Annotated in this window: 19 protein-coding genes; 9 read left to right on the forward strand and 10 right to left on the reverse strand. The window is 62.1% G+C overall.

The annotated features are described in order from the left end of the window. The first annotated feature begins 15 nt into the window (after positions 1-15). Genes BP869_RS03305 through BP869_RS03315 form a run of 3 tightly spaced genes read left to right on the forward strand, consistent with a single transcriptional unit; the run spans position 16 to position 3,046 of the window. Positions 16-1,308 (forward strand): phenylacetate--CoA ligase, encoded by a 1,293-nt coding sequence (locus BP869_RS03305; RefSeq protein ID WP_342676862.1) that lies wholly within the window; start codon positions 16-18, stop codon positions 1,306-1,308. A 2-nt stretch (positions 1,309-1,310) separates the two neighbouring features. Next, a complete protein-coding gene (locus tag BP869_RS03310; protein ID WP_394339017.1) occupies positions 1,311-2,609 on the forward strand; it encodes a phenylacetate--CoA ligase family protein in 1,299 nt (432 codons plus the stop codon). A 2-nt stretch (positions 2,610-2,611) separates the two neighbouring features. Next, positions 2,612-3,046 (forward strand): ACT domain-containing protein, encoded by a 435-nt coding sequence (locus tag BP869_RS03315; RefSeq protein WP_300165400.1) that lies wholly within the window; start codon positions 2,612-2,614, stop codon positions 3,044-3,046. A gap of 38 nt (positions 3,047-3,084) precedes the next feature. On the opposite strand, the gene BP869_RS03320 is transcribed toward BP869_RS03315, so the two are convergent. The 6 genes from BP869_RS03320 to BP869_RS03345 all read right to left on the reverse strand — a co-directional run bounded on the left by BP869_RS03320 (position 3,085) and on the right by BP869_RS03345 (position 15,819). Next, positions 3,085-3,411, reverse strand: coding sequence for a hypothetical protein (locus BP869_RS03320; protein ID WP_342676866.1), 327 nt, complete (start codon positions 3,409-3,411; stop codon positions 3,085-3,087). A 212-nt stretch (positions 3,412-3,623) separates the two neighbouring features. Continuing rightward, on the reverse strand, positions 3,624-5,396 hold the full coding sequence (locus BP869_RS03325; protein ID WP_342676868.1) for an Ig-like domain-containing protein: 1,773 nt from the start codon (positions 5,394-5,396) through the stop codon (positions 3,624-3,626). Positions 5,397-5,399: 3 nt separating this feature from the next. After that, positions 5,400-6,326, reverse strand: a complete 927-nt coding sequence (locus BP869_RS03330) for a dockerin type I repeat-containing protein (protein WP_342676870.1) — start codon at positions 6,324-6,326, stop codon at positions 5,400-5,402. An 89-nt stretch (positions 6,327-6,415) separates the two neighbouring features. Next, entirely contained in the window at positions 6,416-11,944 is a 5,529-nt protein-coding gene (locus BP869_RS03335; RefSeq protein WP_342676872.1) for a NosD domain-containing protein, read from the reverse strand. A 291-nt stretch (positions 11,945-12,235) separates the two neighbouring features. Beyond that, a complete protein-coding gene (locus BP869_RS03340) occupies positions 12,236-14,338 on the reverse strand; it encodes a S8 family serine peptidase (protein ID WP_342676874.1) in 2,103 nt (700 codons plus the stop codon). Positions 14,339-14,532: 194 nt separating this feature from the next. Continuing rightward, entirely contained in the window at positions 14,533-15,819 is a 1,287-nt protein-coding gene (locus BP869_RS03345) for a bifunctional hexulose-6-phosphate synthase/ribonuclease regulator (RefSeq protein WP_342676876.1), read from the reverse strand. A gap of 115 nt (positions 15,820-15,934) precedes the next feature. Here BP869_RS03345 and gpmA point away from each other — a divergent pair, with 115 nt between their 5' ends. Beyond that, positions 15,935-16,684 carry a 2,3-diphosphoglycerate-dependent phosphoglycerate mutase gene (gene gpmA / locus BP869_RS03350; protein WP_342676878.1) on the forward strand — a complete coding sequence of 250 codons (750 nt, stop codon included), beginning with the start codon at positions 15,935-15,937 and terminating at the stop codon, positions 16,682-16,684. A gap of 157 nt (positions 16,685-16,841) precedes the next feature. Here gpmA and BP869_RS03355 read toward each other — a convergent pair whose 3' ends face one another. The 3 genes from BP869_RS03355 to BP869_RS03365 all read right to left on the reverse strand — a co-directional run bounded on the left by BP869_RS03355 (position 16,842) and on the right by BP869_RS03365 (position 19,238). After that, entirely contained in the window at positions 16,842-17,381 is a 540-nt protein-coding gene (locus tag BP869_RS03355) for a hypothetical protein (RefSeq protein ID WP_153015953.1), read from the reverse strand. Positions 17,382-17,551: 170 nt separating this feature from the next. Further along, on the reverse strand, positions 17,552-18,871 hold the full coding sequence (locus BP869_RS03360) for a cobyrinate a,c-diamide synthase (RefSeq protein ID WP_342676880.1): 1,320 nt from the start codon (positions 18,869-18,871) through the stop codon (positions 17,552-17,554). Between the two features lie 73 nt (positions 18,872-18,944). Then, positions 18,945-19,238, reverse strand: coding sequence for a hypothetical protein (locus tag BP869_RS03365; protein ID WP_300165410.1), 294 nt, complete (start codon positions 19,236-19,238; stop codon positions 18,945-18,947). A gap of 183 nt (positions 19,239-19,421) precedes the next feature. On the opposite strand from BP869_RS03365, the gene BP869_RS03370 reads away from it, so the two are divergent. Then, on the forward strand, positions 19,422-19,562 hold the full coding sequence (locus BP869_RS03370; RefSeq protein ID WP_342676882.1) for a hypothetical protein: 141 nt from the start codon (positions 19,422-19,424) through the stop codon (positions 19,560-19,562). A 112-nt stretch (positions 19,563-19,674) separates the two neighbouring features. Here BP869_RS03370 and BP869_RS03375 read toward each other — a convergent pair whose 3' ends face one another. After that, a complete protein-coding gene (locus tag BP869_RS03375; RefSeq protein WP_342676884.1) occupies positions 19,675-20,178 on the reverse strand; it encodes a hypothetical protein in 504 nt (167 codons plus the stop codon). Between the two features lie 103 nt (positions 20,179-20,281). Here BP869_RS03375 and BP869_RS03380 point away from each other — a divergent pair, with 103 nt between their 5' ends. From BP869_RS03380 to BP869_RS03395, 4 genes are all read left to right on the forward strand, one after another. Next, positions 20,282-20,527 carry a hypothetical protein gene (locus BP869_RS03380; RefSeq protein WP_394339010.1) on the forward strand — a complete coding sequence of 82 codons (246 nt, stop codon included), beginning with the start codon at positions 20,282-20,284 and terminating at the stop codon, positions 20,525-20,527. A 162-nt stretch (positions 20,528-20,689) separates the two neighbouring features. After that, a complete protein-coding gene (locus BP869_RS03385; protein ID WP_342676888.1) occupies positions 20,690-21,628 on the forward strand; it encodes a hypothetical protein in 939 nt (312 codons plus the stop codon). 46 nt (positions 21,629-21,674) lie between these two features. Continuing rightward, positions 21,675-22,727, forward strand: coding sequence for an ATP-binding protein (locus BP869_RS03390; protein ID WP_342676890.1), 1,053 nt, complete (start codon positions 21,675-21,677; stop codon positions 22,725-22,727). Positions 22,728-22,846: 119 nt separating this feature from the next. Beyond that, entirely contained in the window at positions 22,847-24,055 is a 1,209-nt protein-coding gene (locus BP869_RS03395; protein ID WP_342676893.1) for an ORC1-type DNA replication protein, read from the forward strand. Positions 24,056-24,125 lie beyond the last annotated feature (70 nt).

The following is a 24,125-nucleotide window of genomic DNA, read 5'->3' on the forward strand; positions in this document are numbered from 1 at the left end:
GAGGATAGTGTGCACATGTTCTGGAACAGGGAAATGGAGACGATTTCAGGGGCAGACCTCGAAGCGTTGCAGCTTTCACGGCTGAAGTGGACTGTACACCACTCGCAGAACGTCGACTTCTACCGGCGGAAGTTCAGGGACGCCGGCGTCACGCCGGACGACATCACAATCCTCGCCGACGTGGAAAAACTCCCCTTCACCTACAAGAAGGAGTTGCGCGACGCCTACCCCTTCGGCAACATCGCCGTCCCGATGAAACAGGTCGTGCGCATCCACACCACCTCGGGCACGACAGGCAAACCGACCGTCGTCAGTTACACGAGACAGGACCTGGACAACTGGTCTGAACTGATCGCGCGGAACCTCACCATGATCGGCCTGACCGACGAGGACATCTTCCAGAACGCCGTGAACTACGGCCTCTTCACCGGCGGCCTCGGCTTCCACTACGGCGCCGAGAAGATCGGGGCGACCGTGATCCCGAGCGCCACCGGCAACACCAAGAGGCAGATCGAGATGATCCAGGACTTCGGCGTCACCGCGATCCACTGCACCCCCAGCTACGGGATGCACCTCGCCGAGGTCGCCGAGGAGATGGGCGCCACCCTCGACACCCTGCGGATCGGGATCTTCGGCGCCGAACCCTGGTCAGAGAACATGAGAAAGGAACTGGAGGAACGTCTCGGCCTCGAAGCCTTCGACTCGTACGGGATGTCGGAGATGTACGGGCCGGGCGCCGGTTTCGAGTGCCCCGAGCACGACGGCCTCCACATCTGGCACGACTGCTACCTCGCCGAGATCATCGACCCCATCACGGGCGAACGCCTGCCCGACGGCGAGAAGGGCGAACTGGTCGTCACGCCCCTGGTCAAGGAGGCGATGCCCCTGATCCGGTACCGCACCGGCGACATCACCCGCATCATCCCCGAGGACTGCCCGTGCGGCCGCGGCAAGAAGATCGCGCGCATCACCGGCAGGGCCGACGACATGCTCGTCATCAGGGGAATCAACGTCTTCCCGTCCCAGATCGAGCACACCCTCCTCTCCATCCCCGACGTGGGGGACCAGTTCATGGTATATGTGGACAGGATCAACCATCTTGACGAGATGACGATCGAGGTCGAGATCAACAGGAAGAGTTTCAGCGGCGAACTCGCCGACCTCGCCCGCCTCCAGAAAACGGTGGCCGGGGCGATCAAGGAGGCCCTGAATCTCAGGACGACCGTCAGGCTCGTTGAACCGGGCAGCCTGCCCCGCTTCGAGGGGAAGGCCCGCCACGTCGTGGACAGGAGGAATGAGATCTGGTGAGGATGTGGGACCCCCGCGTCGAGGAGATGCCGGCCGGGGAGATGAAAAAACTCCAGTACCGGCTTTTGAAGACGCTCGTCTACCGGTTGTACAGTTTTTCCGACTTCTATCACGCGCGGATGCGGGAGGCCGGCGTCCACCCCGACGATGTCAGGACGCTCGACGACGTCACGAAGCTCCCCTTCATGTACAAGCGGGATCTGCGGGACAACTACCCTGACCGCCTCTTCACCGCGCCGCAGGAGGAACTCGTCCGCTACCATGTCTCGTCGGGGACGACGGGCAAACCCACGGTCGTCGGCTACACCGCAAACGACCTGGAGAACTGGACGACCTCCCTCGCCCGCTCCTTCACCGCCTGCGGCCTCGGCCGGGGCGACGTGATCCAGGTGAGTTACGGCTACGGCCTCTTCACCGGCGGCCTCGGCATCCACTACGGCGCCGAGAGGGTGGGGGCGACCGTGCTCCCGATGAGTACGGGCAACACCGAGAGGCAGATCGAACTGATGCAGGACCTCCATGTGACGGCGATCGCCTGCACTCCCTCGTACCTCATGCACCTCGGCGAGACGGCCGAGAAGATGGGCGTCTCGATCCCGAAGGACACGGGTCTCCGCCTCGGTATCCTGGGGGCCGAACCCTGGTCCGAGCAGATGCGGAAGAAGATCCAGGAGTCCCTCGGCATCAGGGTCTTCGACATCTACGGCACGAGCGAACTCTCCGGCCCGATGTTCACCGAGTGCGCCGAACAGAACGGCATCCATATCTGGGGGGACATCGCATACCCGGAGATCATCGACCCGGAGACCGGCGAGCAGTTGCCGCCCGGCGAGAAGGGCGAACTGGTGATGACCATCCTGAAAAAGGAGGCATTCCCCCTGATCCGGTACCGCGTCGGGGACATCACGGCCCTCGACGACTCGGTCTGTGCCTGCGGCCGGACGTCGCCGCGGATCATGCGCATCCAGGGCCGCGTCGACGATATGCTCATCGTGCGCGGGATCAATGTCTTCCCGTCGCAGGTCGAACACACGCTCATGGGCATCCCCGAGGTGGTCGGCAGCGCCTTCCTGATCGAGGTGGACCGCCGCGGGGCCCTGGACTCCATGCTGGTGCGGGTGGAGATGAGCAAGGAGGCCTTCTCCGACAAGATCACCGACCTGATGAGGGTGCGGGGGAAGGTCGTCCACCAGTTGAAGAGTTCCCTCAATGTGGCGGCCGACGTCGAACTCGTGGCGCCGGGGTCGCTCCCCCGCTTCGAGGGGAAGGCAAAGAGAGTGATTGACCGGAGAGTGTACTGAAGATGGCTGAGAAGAAGTATATCATCAAGCAGGTCTCGATCTTTTCAGAGAACAAGCCCGGCCGCCTTGCGGCGATCGCCCGCGCCCTCGAAGAGGCCGGGATCAATATCCTCGCGTTCTCGATCGCGGAGGCGAACGGCTTCGGCGTCGTGCGGGCGCTCGTGAACAGGCCGGAGAAGGCCCACGACTGTCTCACGAAACTCGGCTTCATGGTCTCCTTCACCGACGTCATCGCCGTCGCCATGCGCGACGAACCCGGCGGCCTCTACGAGATCGCCCGCATCCTCGGCGACGCGGGGGTCAATATCGAGTACTCGTACGCCTACTCGGGCAAGGATGCGGCTGTGCTCATCCTGCGGGTCGACCAGGTCGAGGAGGGGATCGACAGGATCCTCGCCGCGGGCGGGAAACTGCTCAGCGTAGATCTTTTCCAGTGACGCCCCGCGGGGCGTGGTCCCTCTCTTTTTTTGCGATATTATAGCCGGGCGATCCCGGTGATCGCGATGCGTTTGCCCCACATCTGGATGCCCATCCCTTCTTCCGCGGCTACCGCGGTCACGCGCACGTGCAGGCCCTCGACCTGGTACTCTTCGGCCAGGTTCGTCGGGAAGAAGTGCCCGCCGTCATCGCCGGTGATGCCCCAGAAACCCCCTTCGAGGTCCACATAGGTGACGGTGCCGTTGAATGTCACGCCATCGTGTGCGCCGTCGTCCGCAGGTTCTTCCGTGCCGGTGCACCCGGCGGCGACCAGAAAGAGGGAGAGCAGGAGAGAGCACACGACGCTGGAGACGATCGATCTCATAAAAACAGATGGACTGTGCACTCTGATAAGATGATTGGGCCCGGGACGAGCGCCGGAACAGGATACGCCATGAAAATGATCCCTGAGTCCGACTCTCCGGGTTTGCACGAGGATGTGACTCCATCACGTCCCCCTGCCAGAGATGCAGAGGACCACCGTCTGAACGGTTCGCCCTCTATGCCCGATTCAACAGAGCAAAAAAAGAATCGGGGTCAGTCCCTGCGGCCCCGGAGGACGAACGCCGCGCCCGCCCCCGCAAGGGCGGCGAGGACACCGAAGCCCGGACTCCGTGCAGGCGTGGTCGCGGTCGCGGGCGCCGTGCCGGTGGCGACCGGTGCGGCGGTCCGGACGACCTCGGGCGACAGGGTCGCGGTCGGGGTCTGCGTGGGCGTCAGGGTCGGGGTGGCGGTATCGACCGCCGCCGACACGCTGCTCGCGGCAAAACCCGATCCCCCGCCACCACCGCCTCCGCCGGGTGTCGGCGGTTTCGGTGTCGGAACAGGCGGGGTGACCGCAGGTGCTCCGCCGATGGTGCGTACCATGGTGAAGACGGAAAATCCGGACGTCTTCACGGCATAGCAATGATAGCCCCCTTCGGTCTTCACCCACTCGGTCGGCAGCGCCTCCCATGCCCCGGAGACGGTGTTGTAGCGGTATGCCCGTACATTGTGCTTCTCGCCTGCAGGGAGGTCGGCAACAGGGATACGGAACGTCAGCACCGCGCTGTATGCGAGGTGCTTCGCGTCCTTCAGGTTCTCCGGCGTGATGCTGAGGGAGAGGAACGCATCCTCCGGCAGGCCCATGCCCGCGGCAAAGGCCGGGACATCCCCGCCTGCAGGTTTCACCGTGAACCCGGCATTCCCGTCGACGTCCTGCCGGTCGACCACGATCTTCAGGACGGCACCCGGACTATCAGATGCTATCGTCGGGCTGACCGGGTTCTTCGGCGCCGGCGGTACGGACGCCGGCGCCAGGTACACGGTCACATGTACCGGATCCGAAAGTGCGTCTCCGGCCTTTGCCGTGATGGTGGTGTTGCCGCCATGTACGGCCGTGAAGAGGCCGGTGGTCCGGTTGATTGTCCCGACAGACATGTCGGAACTCGCCCACGTCACCGGCACGGTCTTCAGGGTGCCGTACTGGTCATAGACCTTCGCGGCAAACTGCCGCGTCTCTGTCGTGTTCAGGGGAGAGACGATCTTCGAGGGCGTCACCACGACCCTTGCCGGCGCCGGCGTGGCTTTGACGGTCAGCGTCACCGCACCGGACATCCTGTCCCCGGCCTTCGCGGTGACGGCGGTACTGCCGGCACCGACAGCCGTGAAGAGACCGGTGGTCCGGTTGATCGTCCCGACCGTCGGATTGGAACTCGCCCAGGCGACCGGGACGTCCATCGCACTGCCGTACTGGTCACGGACCTCCGCGGCAAACTGCCGCGTGTCGCCGGGGAAGAGGGGCGACACCGTCGGCGGCGTGACCGCAAGAGTCGTCACGACCGGCGGGTCTCTGTCGGTGACGACCGTGCCGTTCACGACAGAATACTTTTTCGAGACATCGTCGCCGGGCGTGCCGGCAGAACCCTTCTCCGCGATACACCTGACAGTCAGGGTCACGGGCGCGGAGAGGCCCGACGTCGTCGGCGTACAGTCCACATAGAAAAGCGTCAGGTCGCCGGTAACGCCGGTCAGGTGATAGAAACTGACCTCCGCGGTATTATCGACGGTATTCACCGTCAATGTCGCCCCGTCGACGGGGTTCGTCGTGTTCGCGGCGATGACGACGCTCGACGCGTCCGCCGTGACACTGATATCGCATGCATCGAGTCTGTCCGCGCCGGTCACGGTGACAGGCACGACAACGGTCTCGCCGACAGGTATGGGTCCTGTCGGCGTCTTCACCGTGATCTCGGCGGCACCGACCGCACCGGCACTGCCCAGCAGGAGCAGGGCCAGCGCGACCAGCACCATAGAACGTACGAATCTCATCCTTCACCTCTGCTGGAAATGTTCGTCCAGGAGACCGACGGCATATCCGGCCATTTCACGCACGTCGCCCTCGTCAAGGACGCCGTCGCCGTTCACGTCGCCGTAGAAGACGCCCGTTTCATCGAGGGCCGACAGATGCGCCAGGTGTCGTGCACCATCGCGTGCATCCGCGGAGTTCGCGACACCGTTGCCGTTCGCATCGCCGATGACCCTCCCGGTAAAGGCCAGGTCGAGTTTTGCGGCGGCGCCCGGGTTTCCCGAGATCGTAACTCTGCCGTCGCCGGCGACACTGACATTCGACCGTGGCACGTCGGTCCACGATCCCCCGGCATACTTTCTCACCGCCAGGTCGCCCAGGAGGACCGACCTCTCACCGCGGGAGAGAGACGGGGCCCGGATAGTCGCGCCCGGCACAACCTCGTACCTGAGACCAGCAGGGGTCAGTGCGCTCCAGGTGCCGTCTTTCACCGTGTCGGCCACCATCTTCCTGAAGGAGAGGGTGTCGCAGGTTTCGTGGGCGAAGGCCAGGTTCTGGTAGCCGACGCTGTACTCGGAGTCGTGCAGCGTCATCCTGACAGATCCGGGTTCATCCGACCGGGTGACATACGCGACCGAGACGAGAGGTTCTTCAGCGGTCGCCGTCAGGGCCTCCGGGAAGATGAGCGCCACCGAGAGGGTGCCGTCGTGCGCATGGTGGTTCACGTACCCCGCAGAGATGTTCGTCACCCCGGTGATCTCCAGGTAGTCGGGGTCGTATGAAAGCCTGAACCCGACCCCTTCGACCGCGTCCAGGTCGGAGGCGGCGATCGTGAACGCCCCCTCGCCGGTCTCGACCATCGATTCCTGTACTGCAATATCTGCCGCGCAGGCCACGCCGCAGACCATCGCCAGGACGCAGACCGACAGCAGGCATATCTTTGTCGGTGTCATGTGCCGTACTCCTCGCACAAAAGAGAGGGTTTCCTGATCGGAAACCCGGTGCTCGTCATTCTGGTGTGCTGTCATTTTCCCCCGCCGGATCAGTCCCTGCGTCCCGAGAGGGCGACTGCAGCAGCCGCGCCCGCGAGGGCGGCGAGGGTGCCGAAGCCCGGACTCTGTGCGGGCGTGGTCGTGGCGGAGGCAACGGGTGCGTCGGTCGTCGGCGCCCCTGTGGGCGCGACCGTCGGCGTCGGGGTGTCGACCGCCGCCGAACCGCTGCCCGCGGTTACCTCCTTCCCGTACACGATTGCGCATGTGCCTGCCGCGGGGATGTGCGCCGCGTACGAGGTCATGCCTCCCTCCTCGCCGAGACAACGGGTGGACTGGACGGTCCAGTTCCCTCCCGCCAGGAAGGCGAGGGCGACATCGTCCTTCGTGTACCCGGCGCCGGTGCAGGCGGCGGTCGGCACGCAGAAGGTGATGTCGATGCCGTTCTCGACGGAGACGCGTTTGACGGTGACCGTGAAGGCCCGGTAGAACGCCTGTGCCGGCCTGACCCCGGCGTCCTCGTCGACGACGACGAGAGCGCCCGCGGCGCCTGAACCCGGGGAAACGTCCCGCACGACGCCCTTGAAGTGGGCGACGCCGTCGCCGTCACAGACGGCCGCAACAAGGTCGCTCTTCCCGCCGCTCCCGGAGGAACCGACAGGGGACGACGGGGTCGCCGGAGTGGGCGGCATGGCCTTCGGGATGGCACGCACGGCCGTGAAGACGGAGAAGCCCGGCGTCTTCACCTCATAGTGGTGATAGCCAGCCTCGGTCTTCACCCAGACGGTCGGCAGCGCCTCCCATGCCGCGGTGACGGTGTTGTACCGGTACACTCTCATGTTGTACTTCTCGTCCTCCGGGACCGTGCTCGTCGGGATGCAGACGGTCAGCACCGCACTGAAATTGAGTTTCTTCGCGTCCTTCAGGTTCTCCGGCGTGATGTCGAGGGAGAAGAACGCATCTTCAGGCCTGCCCATGCCCGCGACAAAGGTCGGGACATCCCCGCTCGCCGGGGTCACGACCGTAACATTGAACCTGGCATCTCCGTCGACATCCTGCCGGTCGACACAGATCTCCGGGACGATTGCCGAAACATCAGGGGAACCCGACTCGATCGTCGGCCTGACCGGGTTTTGGGGTGCGGGGGGCGTCGGAACGGAGGGCGTGGCAGTCACGACTGCGGTGCAGACGACAAAATCGGAAGGATACGTCTCCGCATCGACACCGCCGGGGGTCACGGTGAGTCTGATACCGCAGATGCCGGGCCGTGCAAAGGTGACGGTCGTCTCCGGGGTATCGCTGGAGGAGAACGTGCCGACGTCGTCACCGACAAACTCCCAGAGATAGGTTGCATTTTCCGGGTCATCCAGGTCGGGGACGTCGGCCCGGAATGTGGCGCTGGTGGTGACGGTGAAAGCCGCACCGTCTTCAATGTCGTCGATCCCGATCTTCAGGGGCAGACAGGCCACGGTGCCCGCCCAGCGGGCGGTGCCGATTGTCTGGCCGTCCCTGTCGGCGACGGTCAGGGTTACATTCGCAGGGCCGAAACGCGTGAAAGTGTGTTCCGCCTCCATCGCAGCAGAGGCGAAGGACAGCGTCGCGGTGCCGGAGGCATCGGTGAAGGTCCAGGTCCACGCACCGCACCAGTCAAGGCCGGTGCCGGCAGACTCCGCGGCGAAGACCGCGGGCATGCCGATGACCACGTCACCGTCCGCAACGCGGAGGGCGGGGTCGAGGACGAGGTCGGTGGTCTGCACGAGGGGATAGTAGTCGCAGGCGCCGGGTGCAGGTTCGTAGCGGTTTGCCGGGTCCACGCCGAGATATCCGTTGACCGCATGGTTCGTCTCCGAGTAGCCGCTCGCGCCGTCGGGGGAACCCCACCAGTTGCCGGCGCGGACACCGCCGCCGACGATGTTTTCTCCCTCTTCGGGCGTGATGTTCCAGGCATAGGCCGATGCGGCGATGCCGGAGACGTAGGTATCCGTGGAGAAGACGTTGTCATAGACGGAACCGCTGCCGCCGTCGGCCTCGACCGCACACCCGCCGACGCTGACAACCCTGTTCCGGGTGATCTCTGCCGGACGGGAAGCGCCCGCAGGGACGGCGATGCCGACCATGCACTCCCTGACCGTGTTCCCGGCGATCTCGCCGTCGCCCGAGATGCCGGTGCCGCAGTCCGTAACAGTGTTGCCGCGGGTCAGTTCAAGAGTCTTGACAGTCGAATCGATGCCGACCTCGCAGCCGGTCACGGTGTTGTCGAGCACGCGGACGGTGGCGCCCGCGATATCGGGATTGTTCGTCCCGGGCGTGACGGAGATGCCGGCGTGCCGCATGGCGGTCACGGTATTGCCGGTGACGGTGGTGGTGCCGTCCTTCCCGGTGACGGAGATGCCGTCTCCCCTGCCGTCCATAACCCTGTTGCCGGCGATCTCGGCGCCGCCGGCACCGTCGGAGAGAGTGTTGGAGTAGTAGATGCTGCTTTTGGTGGCGCCGGAGACGATGTTGTTCGTCACGCGGGCATGGTCGTAGGCAATGATGGACTGGTACCCGATGCCGCCGTAGGCGCAGTTCGTCAGGACGTTCCCATCGGCAACGCCGTTTTTGACATAGATGCCGTACGATTTCGTATTCTTCAGCGTGCAGTCGAGGACGGAGACATCAGTCCCCTCAGTCCCCTCCACCCTGATGCCGATGTACCCGCCGTCGATGTAGCAGTTTTTGACGGTAATGTTCCTGTACTCTGTCCGGGCCTTTGTCGAGACGACCGTGCTCCTGGTGTCGGCGGTGAGCAGGACGTCGCGCCCGTCCATGACAACGTTGTCGCTCTCGATGCTGACGATGTGGGGCTGGGCTGCGAAGTAGTAGTAGCCCGGGGCCGTGATGGTGTACTTGCCGCTGGCATACGCGTACCCGGCCTCTCCGGCCTCTGTCAGTTCCACGCCGGTGACAGGCGGCATACCCACGCTGCACAGCGGGGCCCTGTCATAGGCGCCGTCGGCCACCGCGAAGGGAGTCCGCGAGTACCCGGTCTCCGAGACGGCGGTGTCCGACCACCCGGTGCCGGTCGCGTTCGTCCAGTAGTTCCCCGCGATATACTTCCCGAGGACGATGTTCCGTCCCGACATATCGGTCGGGGCGATGTTCCAGGTGTAGGAGGCGGGCGCCGTGCCGGCGACATAGGTCGGGGCACAGAAGAGGTTGTTGTAGACCTGACCGCTCCCGCCATCGACGGCGAGGGCCGTCGCCTCCGACCGGACAATGTTTCCGGCGAGCGTCGCCGTGCCCGTCCACGCGGACGGAACGGCGATGCCGGTGGCCGTCGCTGTCACCGTGTTCGACGCGACGGAGACGGCCTCCGCGTCGCGGGCGACCTCGATGCCTGTCGGGGCTTCGACCGTGTTGCGGGAGATGGTGCCGCTTCCCCTGATGCCGACCGCCTTCGCGGTCACCGGGTTGTCGGTGACGGTCGCCGCGCCGGTGTATATGCCGTACAGGGCGCTGCCTGTGACGGTGTTCCCTGCGATGACGATCTCCGTCCCGGTGACATTGATGCCGACATCGCCGTTTTTGACCTGGCAGTTTTTAACGACGATATTCGACCGGCCTTCGGCGAAGATGCCGGTCTTGCCCGGTGTCTTCGCGCCGACATACATGGTGAGGTATCCGCCGTCCAGCGTGACGTCGTCCGAGGCGATGATCACCGGTTTGACATGGGCAGAGCCGGTGAACCAGTACTCGCCGGGCGCGGTGATCGTGTAGGTCATGGTGGCCCGGTCGTACGTGTAGCCGCTTCCTCCCGTGATCTTCAACTCGCCGCCGCCCGACTCCGAGATGCCGCAGAGGGGCATGGTGTCGTACACGCCCGACCCGGCGACGACCTCGAATGCCTCCTTGCCGAAGCCCTTGACCGAGGAGTGGGCATCAGAGTACCCGCTCGCGCCGTCGGTCGAACCCCACCAGTTGCCCGCGGTCCATTCCCCGCCGACAATGTTTCTCGCAAAGACCGGGGTCTCCGCATTCCACGCGTACTTCTCGATTGCCGCCGTCGTGACGTCGGGGTGGACGTAAGACGAGGTGTTGAAGGCGTTGTTGTAGATCCGGGACGACCCGATCTGGCCGCCGGTGAGGGAGAGTGCCGGGCCGTCGGCACTGATGCGGTTCTCCGTCATGGTGAGGGCCGATACCGAGTTCAGTCTCAGGCCTGCGGTGGCGCTCGTGCCGGCGATCGTGTTGTTCCTGATGACGCTCTTCGAACCAGTCTTTGACCCTGAATTCATGGCAACGATGCCATAGCCCTCGGCCGCGGAGACGCCGCAGCCGGAGACCTGGTTGTCGGCGAGAGTCAGGTCGGAGAACCCTCCGCTCAGGAAGATGCCGCAGCCGCCTTTGACGCAGTCGATGCCCGAGTCGGAGACGCGGTTGCCCGTGACCTCGGCGCCGGCGACAGACTGGATGCCGTAGCCCATGGGACTCTCCCGACCGCACCCGGTGACGACGTTGTCCCTGACAGACCCGTCTTCAGTCCTGATGCCGAAACCGAACGAGAGGTCGCTCTCTCCGTTGCTGAAACCGCTGTCGGTGACGGTGTTCTTCTCGATCGTCGTGCCGGCCATCCCGAAGATGCCGTTCCCGATGTTCTCGCCGCCGGCGCCGACGGTCTTGCCGCAGTCGGTGACCGTGTTGCCGGAGATGATGCCGCCCTGGGCAAAGATGCCGGTGCCGGAGACCTCCTCCGCGCCCGAGGTGGTGACCTTGCCGCAGTCGGTGACCGTGTTGCCGGAGACGACGAGGCCGGTCTTCACATAGATGCCGTACGACCCCGTGCGCCCGTCGCGGCTCTCGGCGATCTGAGCGCACCTGGTCACGGTGTTGTCCGAGACGCTGCCGTCATAGCCCATGGCCAGTATCCCGTAACTTCCCGGCCCCGGGGTCGTGCTGATCGCGGGGTTGCCGCAGTCAGTCACCGTGTTCGAGGTGACGACGACCTTCTGGGACGCCGCGTAGATGCCCTGGCACTCGGTGCTCTTCAGGGAGGTGATGGGTTCGTCGCCGCAGCCGTAAACGACGTTGTTGCGGATCGTGGTGGTCCGGAATGCTTCGGAGCGGATGCCAGGGCCGCGAAACCCGGTGATGTTCCCGAAGTTCTCGATGGTCGCACTGCCCGTGCCGTCCGTGACCTGCACGCCGTATGTCTGGCCGGCGGCATGGTCGGGGTCGGGCCTGAGGATATGCCCGTTGCCGTTCAGCACAACGCTCCCGTCGACCGCGACCTGGAACGTCCCGGAGACGTCCTCCTGCAGGGTGTACGTGCCGGGGACGGTGATCGTGCAGACGCCGTCCACGAATGCTTCCTGCGTGATATCTGACGGGGTGACGGCGAGGGCCGAGATGCCGTCCTCAGATGTTATTTCCGTGTCATTGCCGCCGGGAGTGACGGTCCCGACGATGTCTGTATCTTCGCCAGGGATTCCGGCGCCCGATGCGTTCTCGTTTCCCTGCATTCCTTCTGCCGCCGCACCGGGCATGCAGCAGAGTACCATTGCCGCCACAATGAGCAGCACCATCCATCGCATAGTTTTCATCGAACCACGATCCGTCGTACAGGGTACACGATATCACCCGAACGGGCAACCGTGTAACCAGATAATAATTTTCATGATAAAGGTAACACGCGGTTCGATATATAATGTATAGTTTCAAATCACGTATCCGTGACCCGAGGAAAACATATTACGCCATACCAGGACTGTCGAAGAAAGAAAGCACGAATAAAACGTTTAAAATAATTATGTGCGGCGAAGAGTCTGGCTGAGGCGGCGGATCAGTACCGTGCCGAAAAAAAAGAGTGCGCGGCCCCTGCCGCGCCACCGGTTTTACCTGCCTGGCGGCACCACCACGCCCACATACAGGTCAGAGATGTACGTCGCATCCGCGAGGTCGACGACACCGTAGGGTTCGGCATAATCGGCACGGAGGTCGGGTTCGGAGGCCGCGTCCCGTGCACAGCTGTACACATAGGCGACATCCCCGATGTCGGCCTCGACACCGTTGCCATTGAGGTCCGGCGTCGTTATCGACGGCAGGGTCGCCCGTGCCATCAGGACGGCACGGGAGGCGTTGACCCTCCCGCCTGAGGATATTTTCCCGTCAAGAGAGGGGATCCTGTCCACCGAGTCGATCAGGATCTGTCTGGTCTCTTCCGCGGTCAGACTCCGGTTCACCGACTTGATCAGCCCCGCAGTCCCCGAGACCATGGGCGTCGCCATGGACGTGCCGCTGTAGAACGCATACCCCTCTTCGGGGTCTGTATAGCGGGTGATCGTGAAACTGTCCAGCCAGGCAAAACTGCCCGGGTTTTTGGAATAATACAGGTACCCGATGTACAGGGGGTCGCCGACGAGCATCGTGCCATACCTGTCCAGACCGACGACCCGGGAGACGATCTTCCCGTGCGAACTCCCGGTGACGACGTCGGCGATGTAACAACTCTCATTGTGGATCATGTCGTCATAGGACGGATAATTTCTGAAGTCGGTGGTGGAGACAAGGACCTGAAGTTTGTCCGTCCCCTCCCTGAGGGCGTACGCGGTGACGAACTCCAGCGCGGTGTCCTCGAGGTCGGTGAACGGCGTGTCGGAGTACGTCAACGACACGTTCACGCCGGAGACGCCCAGGGCGTACCTGTCCGTCCCGCCCATGTACCCCCCGCTCCAGTTGTCGCTCTCCAGATAGGAGAGCACATTCCAGGCGGCCGCCGACGACTCGGTGATATCGTCCTGATATGCCGCGGACCATACGGGGACGGTGGAGAGGATGCCGACGCCCGGCGCCGCGACATGGACGCTGATCTTGCCGTAATTAGAGAAGATGGCAGGGTCGTCCCTGTTGTCGAGTGCGGCGACGGAGAGCACGTTCGGGCTGTTGTAGTTCGCCGGGTACATCGGGAAGGCGTCGTTGTCGGTGCCGTCATTGCCCGCGGCGCAGACGACCAGCGCCGACGAGGCCCGGATCGCATCCCTGTACGCCTCGCTCCCTTCGGCACCGCCGAACGAACAACTGATGACGTCGGCCCCCATCGCGGTCGCGTACTTGATGGCGGCGATGGAGTGATAGACCGTGCCGTACCCCTGCGTGTCGAGCACACGGACGGGCATGACCTTCGCCTCCCACATCACGCCGACAACGCCGGCGGTGTCGTTCCCGACGCCGGCAATGGTACCGGCACAGTGGGTCCCGTGCCCGTTGAAGTCCATCGGGTCGTTGTCAGAGTCGACAAAGTCCCAGCCGCGGATATCGTCGACATAGCCGTTGCCGTCGTCGTCGATACCGTTGCCCGGGATCTCCCCGGCGTTTGTCCAGATGTTCGCCGCAAGGTCGGCGTGGGTGTACATGACCCCGCTGTCGACGACCGCGATTGTAACGTCGGACGACCCGGTGGTGATGTTCCAGGCGGCGGGGACGCTCATGTCGGCGCCCGGCGTCCCGGCCTGGTTATTGTAGTAGGCCAGCATGCCATCGAAGCTCTGGCCGTCCTGCAGGACCTGGCCGGTGTTCTTCATGCCCCACAACTTCTCGAAGTAGGGATCGTCCGGTTCTTTCAGGGCGTGCACGTAATAGTTCGGCTCGGCATATTCGACACTGGAGAGACCGGTGTAGTAGGCGACGGCCTCGTCGACGGAGACGCCGTCGGGAAGTTCCACGACCTGCATGCCGGGGACGAGGTCGCTCAGGTCCTCGGCCACGTCCGCACCGAGGGCGGCGTGGGCGTTTGCCGATGCCGAACAGAGGGCCGGGCCGTCTCCTGCCCCGTCGGCAAACCGTACGATGACGGTGTCGGGTTCGTACAGGGACGCGTCGGGCACGACCTCGCCGCCGAAGCCCGAGCCCTGGACCAGAGGGACGACAGACAGCAGGCAGAGGACTGCCAGGAAGGCATGAAATCCCCTGAATTTTCTGAGGGGAGTATGAAAAATCATATTTGAGATATTGGAATGCATAATACCGGTTAATCAGGTGGGAGGCATTCACATATAATCGTTCTTTTTTCACACGACCTATTACTTAAAGTGCAATATGTATTATGCGGGAGTGTGCGCAGGTCTGCCAGGAAAAAGAATGTCGACAGAAAAGGATGGAGACTATCACCGAAAATTAGGGGGGCGGGACTTTTTCACTTCTTCTCCCACTTATACAGTTCCTGCACCTGCGCGAGGGTGCTCCCGCGTGCGATCTCCGCCCGCACCCGCTCCTCCATCTTCTTCACCTCGAGGGCGCGGCGGGCGATCTCGTAGGCCCGCTCCTTCGGGATGACGACGGCGCCGCTCTCGTCCGCGATGATCCAGTCGCCCGGCCTGACCTGCTGGCCGCAGCAGGCGATCTCGGCGTTGATCTCGCCGAAGCCCTTCGCCTCCCCGGCGTTCGGGACGCAGGCGCGGGCGAAGAGGGGGTACTGCATCGCCCTGATGTCGTCGACGTCGCGGACGGCGCCGTCGATGATGACGCCGGTGACGCCCCGGTTCTGTGCCGAGTGGGTGGCGAGTTCGCCCCAGGGGGCGACATGGGTCCGGCCGTCGTTGTTGATCACCAGGACGTCGCCGGGTCTGCAGAGGTCGATCGCCTCCACGGGTTTGGCCCAGTCGCCCGCGAAGGTCTGGACCGTCACCGCGGGGCCGACGGCCTTCACGCCCCTGGTGAGGGGGACGAGGCCGTTCATCGCACCTTTCCGGTGCATGGCGTCGGTGACGTTCGGGGCCGAGACCTGCATCAGGATCGCCCTGATCTCCTCGTCAGGGGAGGCCCTCTTCGCGGGGGCGAGGGAGGGGTCGTCCAGGGCCGCCCGGATCGTCCGTGCCGATCCTTCGACGTCCCCGGACTTGACGATCCAGCCGCCGACGATGACGATCTCGGCACCGGCACGCACGCACTCGGCCGCGGTCGCGGCGTCGAGGCCGCCGGCCACCGCGAGGGGGAGGGAGACCGACCCGGCAAGGGTGCGGAGGAGGTCGACGGAACTTTTGCCGAGCATCTGCTGGTCGATCCCGACGTGGGCGTTGACGATGTCGACGCCGAGGACTTCGAGGTCCTTCGCCCGCCCCACGGGGTCGGCGACATGGATCAGGTCGGCCATGATCTTCACGCCGTACAGGCGTGCGGCCCGGACGCACTCGGCGATGACCGAGTCGTCGGCGTCGGCGAGGACGCAGACGATGTTCGCCCCGGCCTTGGCCGCCATCTCGACCTCCAGCGTGCCGGTGTCGGCGATCTTCATGTCCGCGACGATCACCTGGTGGGGGAAGGCGCTGCGGAGTTCGCGCACCGCCGCCATCCCCTCGCTCTTGATCAGAGGGGTGCCCACCTCGATCCAGTCGGCGCCGCCCGCAACCGCTTCCCTCGCGATCAGGGCGGCCCGGTGCAGTTCGAGGATATCGAGCGCCACCTGGAGCGTCGGACGTGTCATGCCTGAAAATGGGGGCGCGAAGGTGTTAAGGCTTACTTTTGCCGGGACACGGGAAGCGTCACCAATAAGAGGCAGCCCCGTAAACCAGTAGAAGAGAACACTTCGAGGAATGGTCATGATCAAACTCGTCCTATTACGGCATGGTGAGAGTGTCTGGAACAGGGAAAACCGGTTCACCGGGTGGACCGACGTCGACCTCTCGGAAAAAGGGGTGGAGGAGGCGCACGAGGCTGGCCGCGTCCTGCGGGAGGAGGGCTACACCTTCGACTGCGCCTTCACCTCGGTCCTGAAGAGGGCGATCCGCACACTCTGGATCGTCCTCGACGAGACCGACCTGATGTGGATCCCGGTGACGCGCTCCTGGCGGCTGAACGAGCGCCACTACGGCGCCCTCCAGGGCCTGAACAAGGCCGAGATGGCAGCGAAGTTCGGCGACGAGCAGGTCTTCATCTGGCGGCGGAGTTATGCGACGCAGCCGCCGGCGCTCGAACGGGACGACGAACGCCACCCGGTCCACGACCGCCGGTACGCGGCGATCCCTGAGGCCGCGGCCACGGGGACCGAGTGCCTGAAGGACACGGTCGGGCGTTTCCTCCCGTACTGGGAGAAAGAGATCGTCCCGGCCCTGAAGGCGGGGAAGAGGGTGCTCATCGCCGCCCACGGGAACTCTCTCCGGGCCCTGGTGAAGCACCTCGACGCCATCCCCGACGACGAGATCGCGCAACTGAACATCCCGACAGGCATCCCTCTCGTCTACGAACTCGACGACGACCTGACGCCCCTGCGCCACTACTACCTCGGCGACCCGGCGAAGGTGAAGGCGGCGATCGAGGGCGTCAAGAAGCAGGGGACGGCAAAGAAATAATTTCTCTTTTTTTCGGTCCTGCCGGAACCACCCGACAGGTCAAAAAGATCCGGACGTCCCCGACCTCAGTCGGGGGAGGGGTCGCATGAATAGTATAGGGTATCAAAAAAGGGGTCCCGGTGGTGTTCCTGAGATCCCCACACAAAGGACGTGCCACCTATGCCAGCTGGTATTGCCGCTGAATGAGCTGCATCCCCCCGTCCTCAAGGAAGTTGTCCAGGAATATGTTCTGCACAAGTTCCCAGCCCTCCAGTTCCGTCTCCTCCTTTTCGGTCGGGAAGTAGAGCCAGAGGCGTTCTTTTCCCACCCTGAAGAGACAGAACCGTCGTCCTTCCTTGTAGAAGGTGACAAGGCCTTTCCCGGTTCTGTTGAGCGGCGACACCACAGGATCATACCCCACGGTGAAGGTGACGCCGCCGCCCAGGGCGAGCGTCCGGTCGAAGAGGTCGAGAGCAATTTTCCGGTAAACCGGGCTCTCCGGGAGCTCCACCCTCCCTTCGAAGTCAGATGAGTCGCGTGAGTGGATGCCGGCGTCATAGGCCTCATAGAAATCGAGCAGACGCTCGATCACATCGGAGAAGGAGTCCCGCACCGTGCCGAGGGCCTTGAGGCGGGCGTACTCCTGTTCCCTGACGCGGACCGTCCTCGTCTCCATCGCCCGTCCGGCCGCTACCTGTTCGATTGCCGATTCAGTCATAGAGTTTTTCCCCCTTGCACCGAAGTGCATCCCCATCTCTGTGCACAAATAATAAAAATGTATCGAAACGTATGAACAATAAACACGATGCGATCGCTGCGTAATACTCTGGCGGCGGCACAGGGAGAAGAGAGGTCACGACAGGGACAAAAAAAAGGGAGGAAAAACTTTCACCTTTCCCGCCGCCACCGGTCCAGGGCGGCGCAGAAGGCCCGGGCAAAGCGCTCCGTCATGTAGGCATGGCTGTAGCCGGCAAGGACGGCGTGCTCGGAGAGGCCGTCCCGCCCGTCGCCGATGCCTTTGCCGCGGCCAAGGCTGAGGGCGAAGCGGGCGTCGGCCGCCGGGTCGACGGAGGAGTAGTGGAACTCGTGCCCCCGGAAAGAGAGGCCGGCAGGGAGGAGGGGGGATGTGCCGGTGCTCTTTGCCTCCACGTAGCCGAGGGCCTGGAAGCGCGGGTTCATCCGGGCGTCGGCCGGGAGGACGCCGGCCATCGGGTAGTCGGCGTCGGAGGAGAGGCGTTCGCAGAGGTAGATGAGGCCGCCGCACTCGGCATAGACGGGCATCCCGTCTGCCGCCGCCGCACCGACCGCACGGGTGCAGGGGGCGCGGGAGAGGGCCGCCGCGTGGAGTTCGGGGTAGCCGCCGCCGAGGTACAGGCCGTCGACGTCGGGGAGGGGGTCGGCGAGAGGGGAGAAGAAGACCAGGTCGGCACCGGCCTGCCGCAGGAGGTCGAGGTTGTCCTGGTAGTAGAAGCAGAAGGCGGCGTCACGCGCCACGCCGAGGCGGACGCGGGGGGAGTCGCCGGCGGCGGCCGGGGCCGGGACGGCCGCGGGGGCCGATGTGGCCGCGGCGATGAGGGCGTCGAGGTCGCAGTGTTCCTCGCAGACCGCACCGAAGGCGGCCATGCTCGCCTCTCCGGCCATCGCAAGGCCGAGGTGGCGGCTGGAGACGGCCTTCGCCTTCTCTGTCGGCACCCAGCCCAGGGCCGGGACAGAGAGTCCTTCCTCGATCATCTGCCTGTGGCGCGTGCTCCCGACCCTGTTGAAGATCACGCCGGCGAAACGCACCGCGGGGTCGAAGGAGGTGTAGCCGCGGACGAGGGCGTGGGCGCTCCTTGACATGCCGCCGACGTCGGCGACCAGGACGACGGGTGCGCCGAGGGCCTTCGCCACGTGCGCGGTGGAGCCGAGGTCGCCGCCCTCCAGGCCGTCGTAGAGTCCCATCACGCCCTCGATGACGGCGATGTCCGCGCCTGCCGATGCCGATGCGAAGGTCCGCACCACGCCGTCCTCCCCCATCATGAAGGGGTCGAGGTTCCTGCAGGGGCGGCCGCAGATCGCGGTGTGGTGGGAGGGGTCGATGAAGTCCGGGCCGACCTTGAAGGGCTGGACGACGAGGCCCCGCGCCCGCAGCGCCGCCATGACGCCGCACGCGAGGGTGGTCTTGCCGCAGCCGGAGTGGGTGCCTGCGATGACGATTGCCGGGATCATGCCGGTGGATCTTGGCGAGGAAGAAAAATGAAGGTATGGTTTTTTCGGCCTCATTCAGGAAAAATTATCTGGTTCATTTAATAAGGGTATCAGATGCTTCTTTGAGCGAAATGACAGAAGAAATCCGCCCCTTATGATTTGTGAGCATTATACCGGAGAAGAATGCAGTTATCGTTTTGACATCATCTGATTCAAGAATGAAATAGAATGTGTGTTCGCTTGGGCAGGAATATGCTCCGTGAATCCTTATGTTCAGTTTCTTTGCCAGGTCATTCATTCCGTCGATCCAGCGCTTGGCTTCAGCATTGAATTCATTCCGTGCAAGACACAACTCGGGAGGATGGACAAGGGTGATCACAAACATCATAACTTCTCACCACCCCCACCATGCAAATTTTGGATAATAAATATATCGCATATATTTTATTCACAGATTTATTTCCCGCGTCGTTTGCACCGAGCAGGGGGGATGGCGAGGGAGGCACGGCGGATCCCTCTTACAATTCTCACGGAAAAAGAGTGAAAAAGATCAGAAATTGCCGTATTATGTATGCCATACACATGTGGCGAAAAATCCGGCAAGGGCGGATATGTCTGCCTGTATGACAACGAGGTCGTCCGTCTCAACGACGACACCGACACCCTTCCCCCCTGCCGCGTCTGCAAAGGCGAGGTGTACAGGAAAGAGTGAGCCGTCGTTTTTCGGCATTTTTCCGAACGCTGTTTCGCGCCGGAGAGGAGGGCGGTGAAAGGGGGAATAGAACCCAGAATAACGAGACCGGGAGAGGGGGGTGATCCCTCTCTCAGTTCAGCGCCGGCACGCTGTCGGCCCAGGTCTCGACCGTGGCGAGGACGGCATCGTCCTCGTAGGACGAGACCCGCACCGAGGTGCGGGTGAAGGCGACGGAGTACACCTCGCCGTTCGCCGCGTGGCAGCGGAGGCGGCAGGCGTAGGTCTCGCTGTCCGGGTCCGCGACCGGGGAGCCGCCGATGGCGGTCTCCAGTGCAGTGTTCCCGAGGATCTCGGTCTTCGCCGCGTTGAAACCGGCGAGGGTCGGGGCGCGGGCCGCGGCGGTGCCGACGACGCGGCCGAGGGTGTTCTCGTACATGACCCGCGCCGTGTAGGCCTCGCTGGCCTTCTCGACCGGGTCGTGGGACTCGCCCGCCCCCTCCCAGGACGTGCAGCCCCAGGGGTTGTTCGTCAGGATGTCCTGGATGATGCCGTTGAAGGCGGCAGCATCGGCGATCGGGGCGGCAAGTTTCCGCACCGACGTCTTGTTCGTGGTGGACAGGGTAAAGTCTGCCATGTTTCGTGTCTCCTGCCTGGAGGTCCCGGGTCCGTCGCAGGCACATCCCAATATTACTACAAGTAATATTAATCTGCCTTAACCGCCATTCTGTGTTCGGGAGATGGCGATGGCCGAGAACCTGCGGGAAAAGATCGTCGAGACGAACCGGGACGTGAAGTGGATCTGCCGGACTCTGCGGAGGATGGAGGAGAGGGACGCGGAGATGGAGGGGAGGCTGCGGGACCTGGAGAACTGGAAGAGCGAGACGGTCGGCGAGGAGAAGAGGGAGAGGCAGATCGCCGCCGGGGCCGGGGGCGTCGTCGGCGGCATCGTCGCCGTCGTCGTGAAGGTGATGGGGTGGGGGTGAATCTTTTGTGGAGGGTACGAATTCGAGATTCTCTGATGGATTGTCTAAAAATAGAAGACATTAAAATAATTTAATTCGACAAAAACACGATCAAAACGACAATATTATGTATTCACTCGATAAGCACCTTTCATGTGTCCTTCTAAACCATCAAAGGTCATAATGCCCAAAAACGTCGATGATCTTTTTAAACACGTTACTGAAAACAAAGAGAACACACGAAAAAAAGAGACCTGGGATACTTTTCTTGAGAGGTATTGGTCCATTCATAAAATCGATCCCGATGAGTTGTTTTGCAATATGCAGTTTCTCGGGAGCATACAATCAAGAAAGAATATGTATTTTTGTTACGACTATGGGGATCTCTACCTCATATCAACCGGATTTAAAGAGATCACCCGGCTAAACATCGCCATGAAAGAAGAAGTCGAAGAAATTGCCGACTTCATCTCACATACAAAGTCCCTTAAATCCTTTTCATTAAACCAGCTGATGGATGCGATGTCAGGTCACACCTTTTCATCAGAAAGGGTCTCAGAGGCATTGACATTGAACCGGACTGAAAAATTGAGGGATGATCCGCTCTATCTGTTGGTGCTAAATTCATGCTATGTCCTGACAGCCCTCAACAGTTTGTCCCTCGATAAAGTTGGAAGGGGCATTATCTTTTCCAGAAAGGTGCGAAAAGATCAGCACGCAGATGACACTGATATCTATGCAGGTATCAGATATGTCAGAAAAATCCGAGAGGACACATTGTTTTTCGAAAATAAAAGATTATACTTTACGATAAAGCTGAATCACTTCCGGGGAAGCCTCATTCCATACATAAAGGAGGAGATCGAGTATCTTCGAGACTTTGTAAAACGTTATCCTGTCGGTGAAAAGGTCGTCATAAATGATATCGTGGACGATCTTGATTATTCAAAACGCTTTCAAAAGATCTATACTCTGATCGAAGACCGGAATATCAGAAATAATCGTGATGATAGGGATTTTTTCGTAAGCAGGATAAAAAACAGTCTTGAAGTGGTCGAATATCTCGATAAATCTATAAAAGTGACTAAAGAAGGCAGAAATAGAATATTTAAAAGAGTTTGACTGCTGACCGAAGAATACCCTACATCAACTACCTGGAGCAAGACCCGTGACTGCAAAAATCTGGCTTGGAAAATTGGACGAACTGAATACGTGGGATCAAAAAGTCTTCTGGACCCCTGAATCAGAACAAAATCCCCATATGGTGATATCAGGGGCATCTGGTTCGGGAAAAACAGAAACGCTGAAAGTGATCTGTGAGGAACTGAATCGTCAGAATGTTCCCCTGTTAATCTTTGATTTTCACGATGATTATCTTGGCTTTGGATCGCATATTGTCAATGAAGATAAAATTCGGATTCATCCTCTCCAGATCCTTATTGGCGAAAAACCAAAAGATGTCGTCTATAAGGTGTCGTCGATCATCAGGCATACGTTCCAAGAGATCACTATCATTCAGGAAGGGACATTGCGGGAAGCAATGAGGTTGTTCTACAAAGATTCAGGGATCGCTGATCTCAGTGAACCGATTACAGAGGACATTTCTCTGCTTCCCTTCTCTGACTTTAAGGATTATATTGACCTGGCATCCTCTGATCAACGTACCGTAAACAGCCTGAAAATAAAACTGGACATTCTCTTCGATTATGAACTATTTCAGGCTACGGGAGACACCATTAACTTCGAATCGCTTCTTACTTTATCAACAGTTTTTCAATTAAAAAATGCCCCGAGCGATGACGTGAAACAAATTGTTGCGGATCTGATGATCAATAAATTAATTCAGTACTCATATCACCTTGAGAAGTCCAAAAAATTACGGTTGTACTGTGTTTTAGATGAAGCTCACAGGATGGTTTATCCTGGATCTCCGCTTGATACGCTCTTTCGAGAGGCAAGGAAGTATGGTATCGGTGTTATATTAGCATCTCAGAGAGCGAGTGACTTTAATGAAGTCCTTCTCTCAAATGCAGGCACGATAATTACCCTGAAGCAGAATCTGATAAAAGATGCAAGTTATATTGCAAAAAATAACTGGGCAGACAAACAGGTTCTGTTAAATGCCCGGCCAGGTTGTGGATTTATTAAAAGATCGAGTGATAAAAGGGCAAAGCAAATCCAGATTGTCCCACTGAGTGAGAGGTTAAAGGAAAATATCTGAGGGGACTTTTTCCGCAGGCAGAAGAGAGTGTGTGGGTGGGGATGATCCCCATCCCCCACTTTCAACTTTCGGCCCCCACACGCCTCACCCCTATATACCCCGGCCGCCACCCCTCACCCATGACGCACCGCCCCCTCATGGCCGACCAGACGCTCTTTCGCGACCCCGACCTCTTCGAGGCCGACCGCCTCCCCGAGGTCTTCAACCACCGCGACACACAACTCGAAGACCTCGCCTTCGCCCTGCGGCCCGCCCTCCGCGGCACCCGGCCGCTGAACACCGTGCTCCGCGGCACGCCCGGCACCGGCAAGACCACCGCGGTCAGACTCCTCTTCGCCGAGATCGAGGAGACGACCCGCCGGGTCGTGCCGGTGCTCGTCTCCTGCCAGGCCGAGAGGACGGCGCACGCCGTCTTCACCCGCCTCTTCACCTCCCTCTTCGGCCACCCGCCGCCCACCCACGGCGCCTCCAGCCAGCGGGTCCTCTCCGGGGTCGGCCACACCCTTGCCGGGCGGGGGGCGGTCCTCGTCGTCTGCCTGGACGACGCCAACTACCTCGCCCCGAAGGGAGTGCTGAACGACGTGCTCGCCCGCATCCTCCGCCTCCACGAAAGTTGCCCCGGAGCCCGGACCGGCGTGGTCATGACCGACTCGTCGCCCGACACCGACCTCTCCCGTGCCCTCGACCCGGCCACCCGCTCGGTGCTCCAGGCCTCGGAGATCCTCTTCCCCCCATACACCGCAGAGGAGGTGCGGGGCATCCTCGCCGACCGCCTGCGGGCCGGGGTGTACCCGGGCGTCGTGCCGCCGGCGGCCCTGGACCTCGTCGTCGGGCGGACGGTGGCCTGCGGGGACTCGCGGGTCGGCCTCCGCCTGCTGAAGGAGGCGGTGCTCCACGCCGAGAGGGCGGGGAGGACGGCGGTCGAGGCCGCCGATGTGGAGGCGGCGTTCGCAGTCGCCAGGCACGCCCGCCTCGCCGCCGGCGTGGAGGCCCTCGCCCCCCTGGAGAGGACGGTGCTCTCCGTGCTCGCCGGCATGGCGGAGAGAGGGGAGGAGACGACCTCGGGCCGGGTGTACGAGGCCGTCTCCGCAATCGAGCCGATGAGTTACACGATGTTTTTTGAACGCCTGAAGAGGCTGGAGGCGTTGCACCTGGTGGCGACGCGGCAGAGGAAGAAAGGGCAGGGGAGGACGCGGGAGATCGTGGTGCGGGAGGGAGTGGGGGACGCGGTCGCCCCTGTTCCGGCAGCGTCGTCGGGGACGTCGGTGAAGTGTCCTGCAGGCGTCGCGGACGACGAAAAACGTCGCTATGAAACAGGACAGGAATAAAAAAAGTCACCGGACGACCGGTCTCTCGGCCGGACTCCGGTACAGGGCGTCGGCGGCGTTCTCGCCCGGG

Source organism: Methanofollis sp. UBA420 (assembly GCF_002498315.1).
In the GTDB taxonomy this organism is placed as follows: Archaea; Halobacteriota; Methanomicrobia; order Methanomicrobiales; family Methanofollaceae; genus Methanofollis.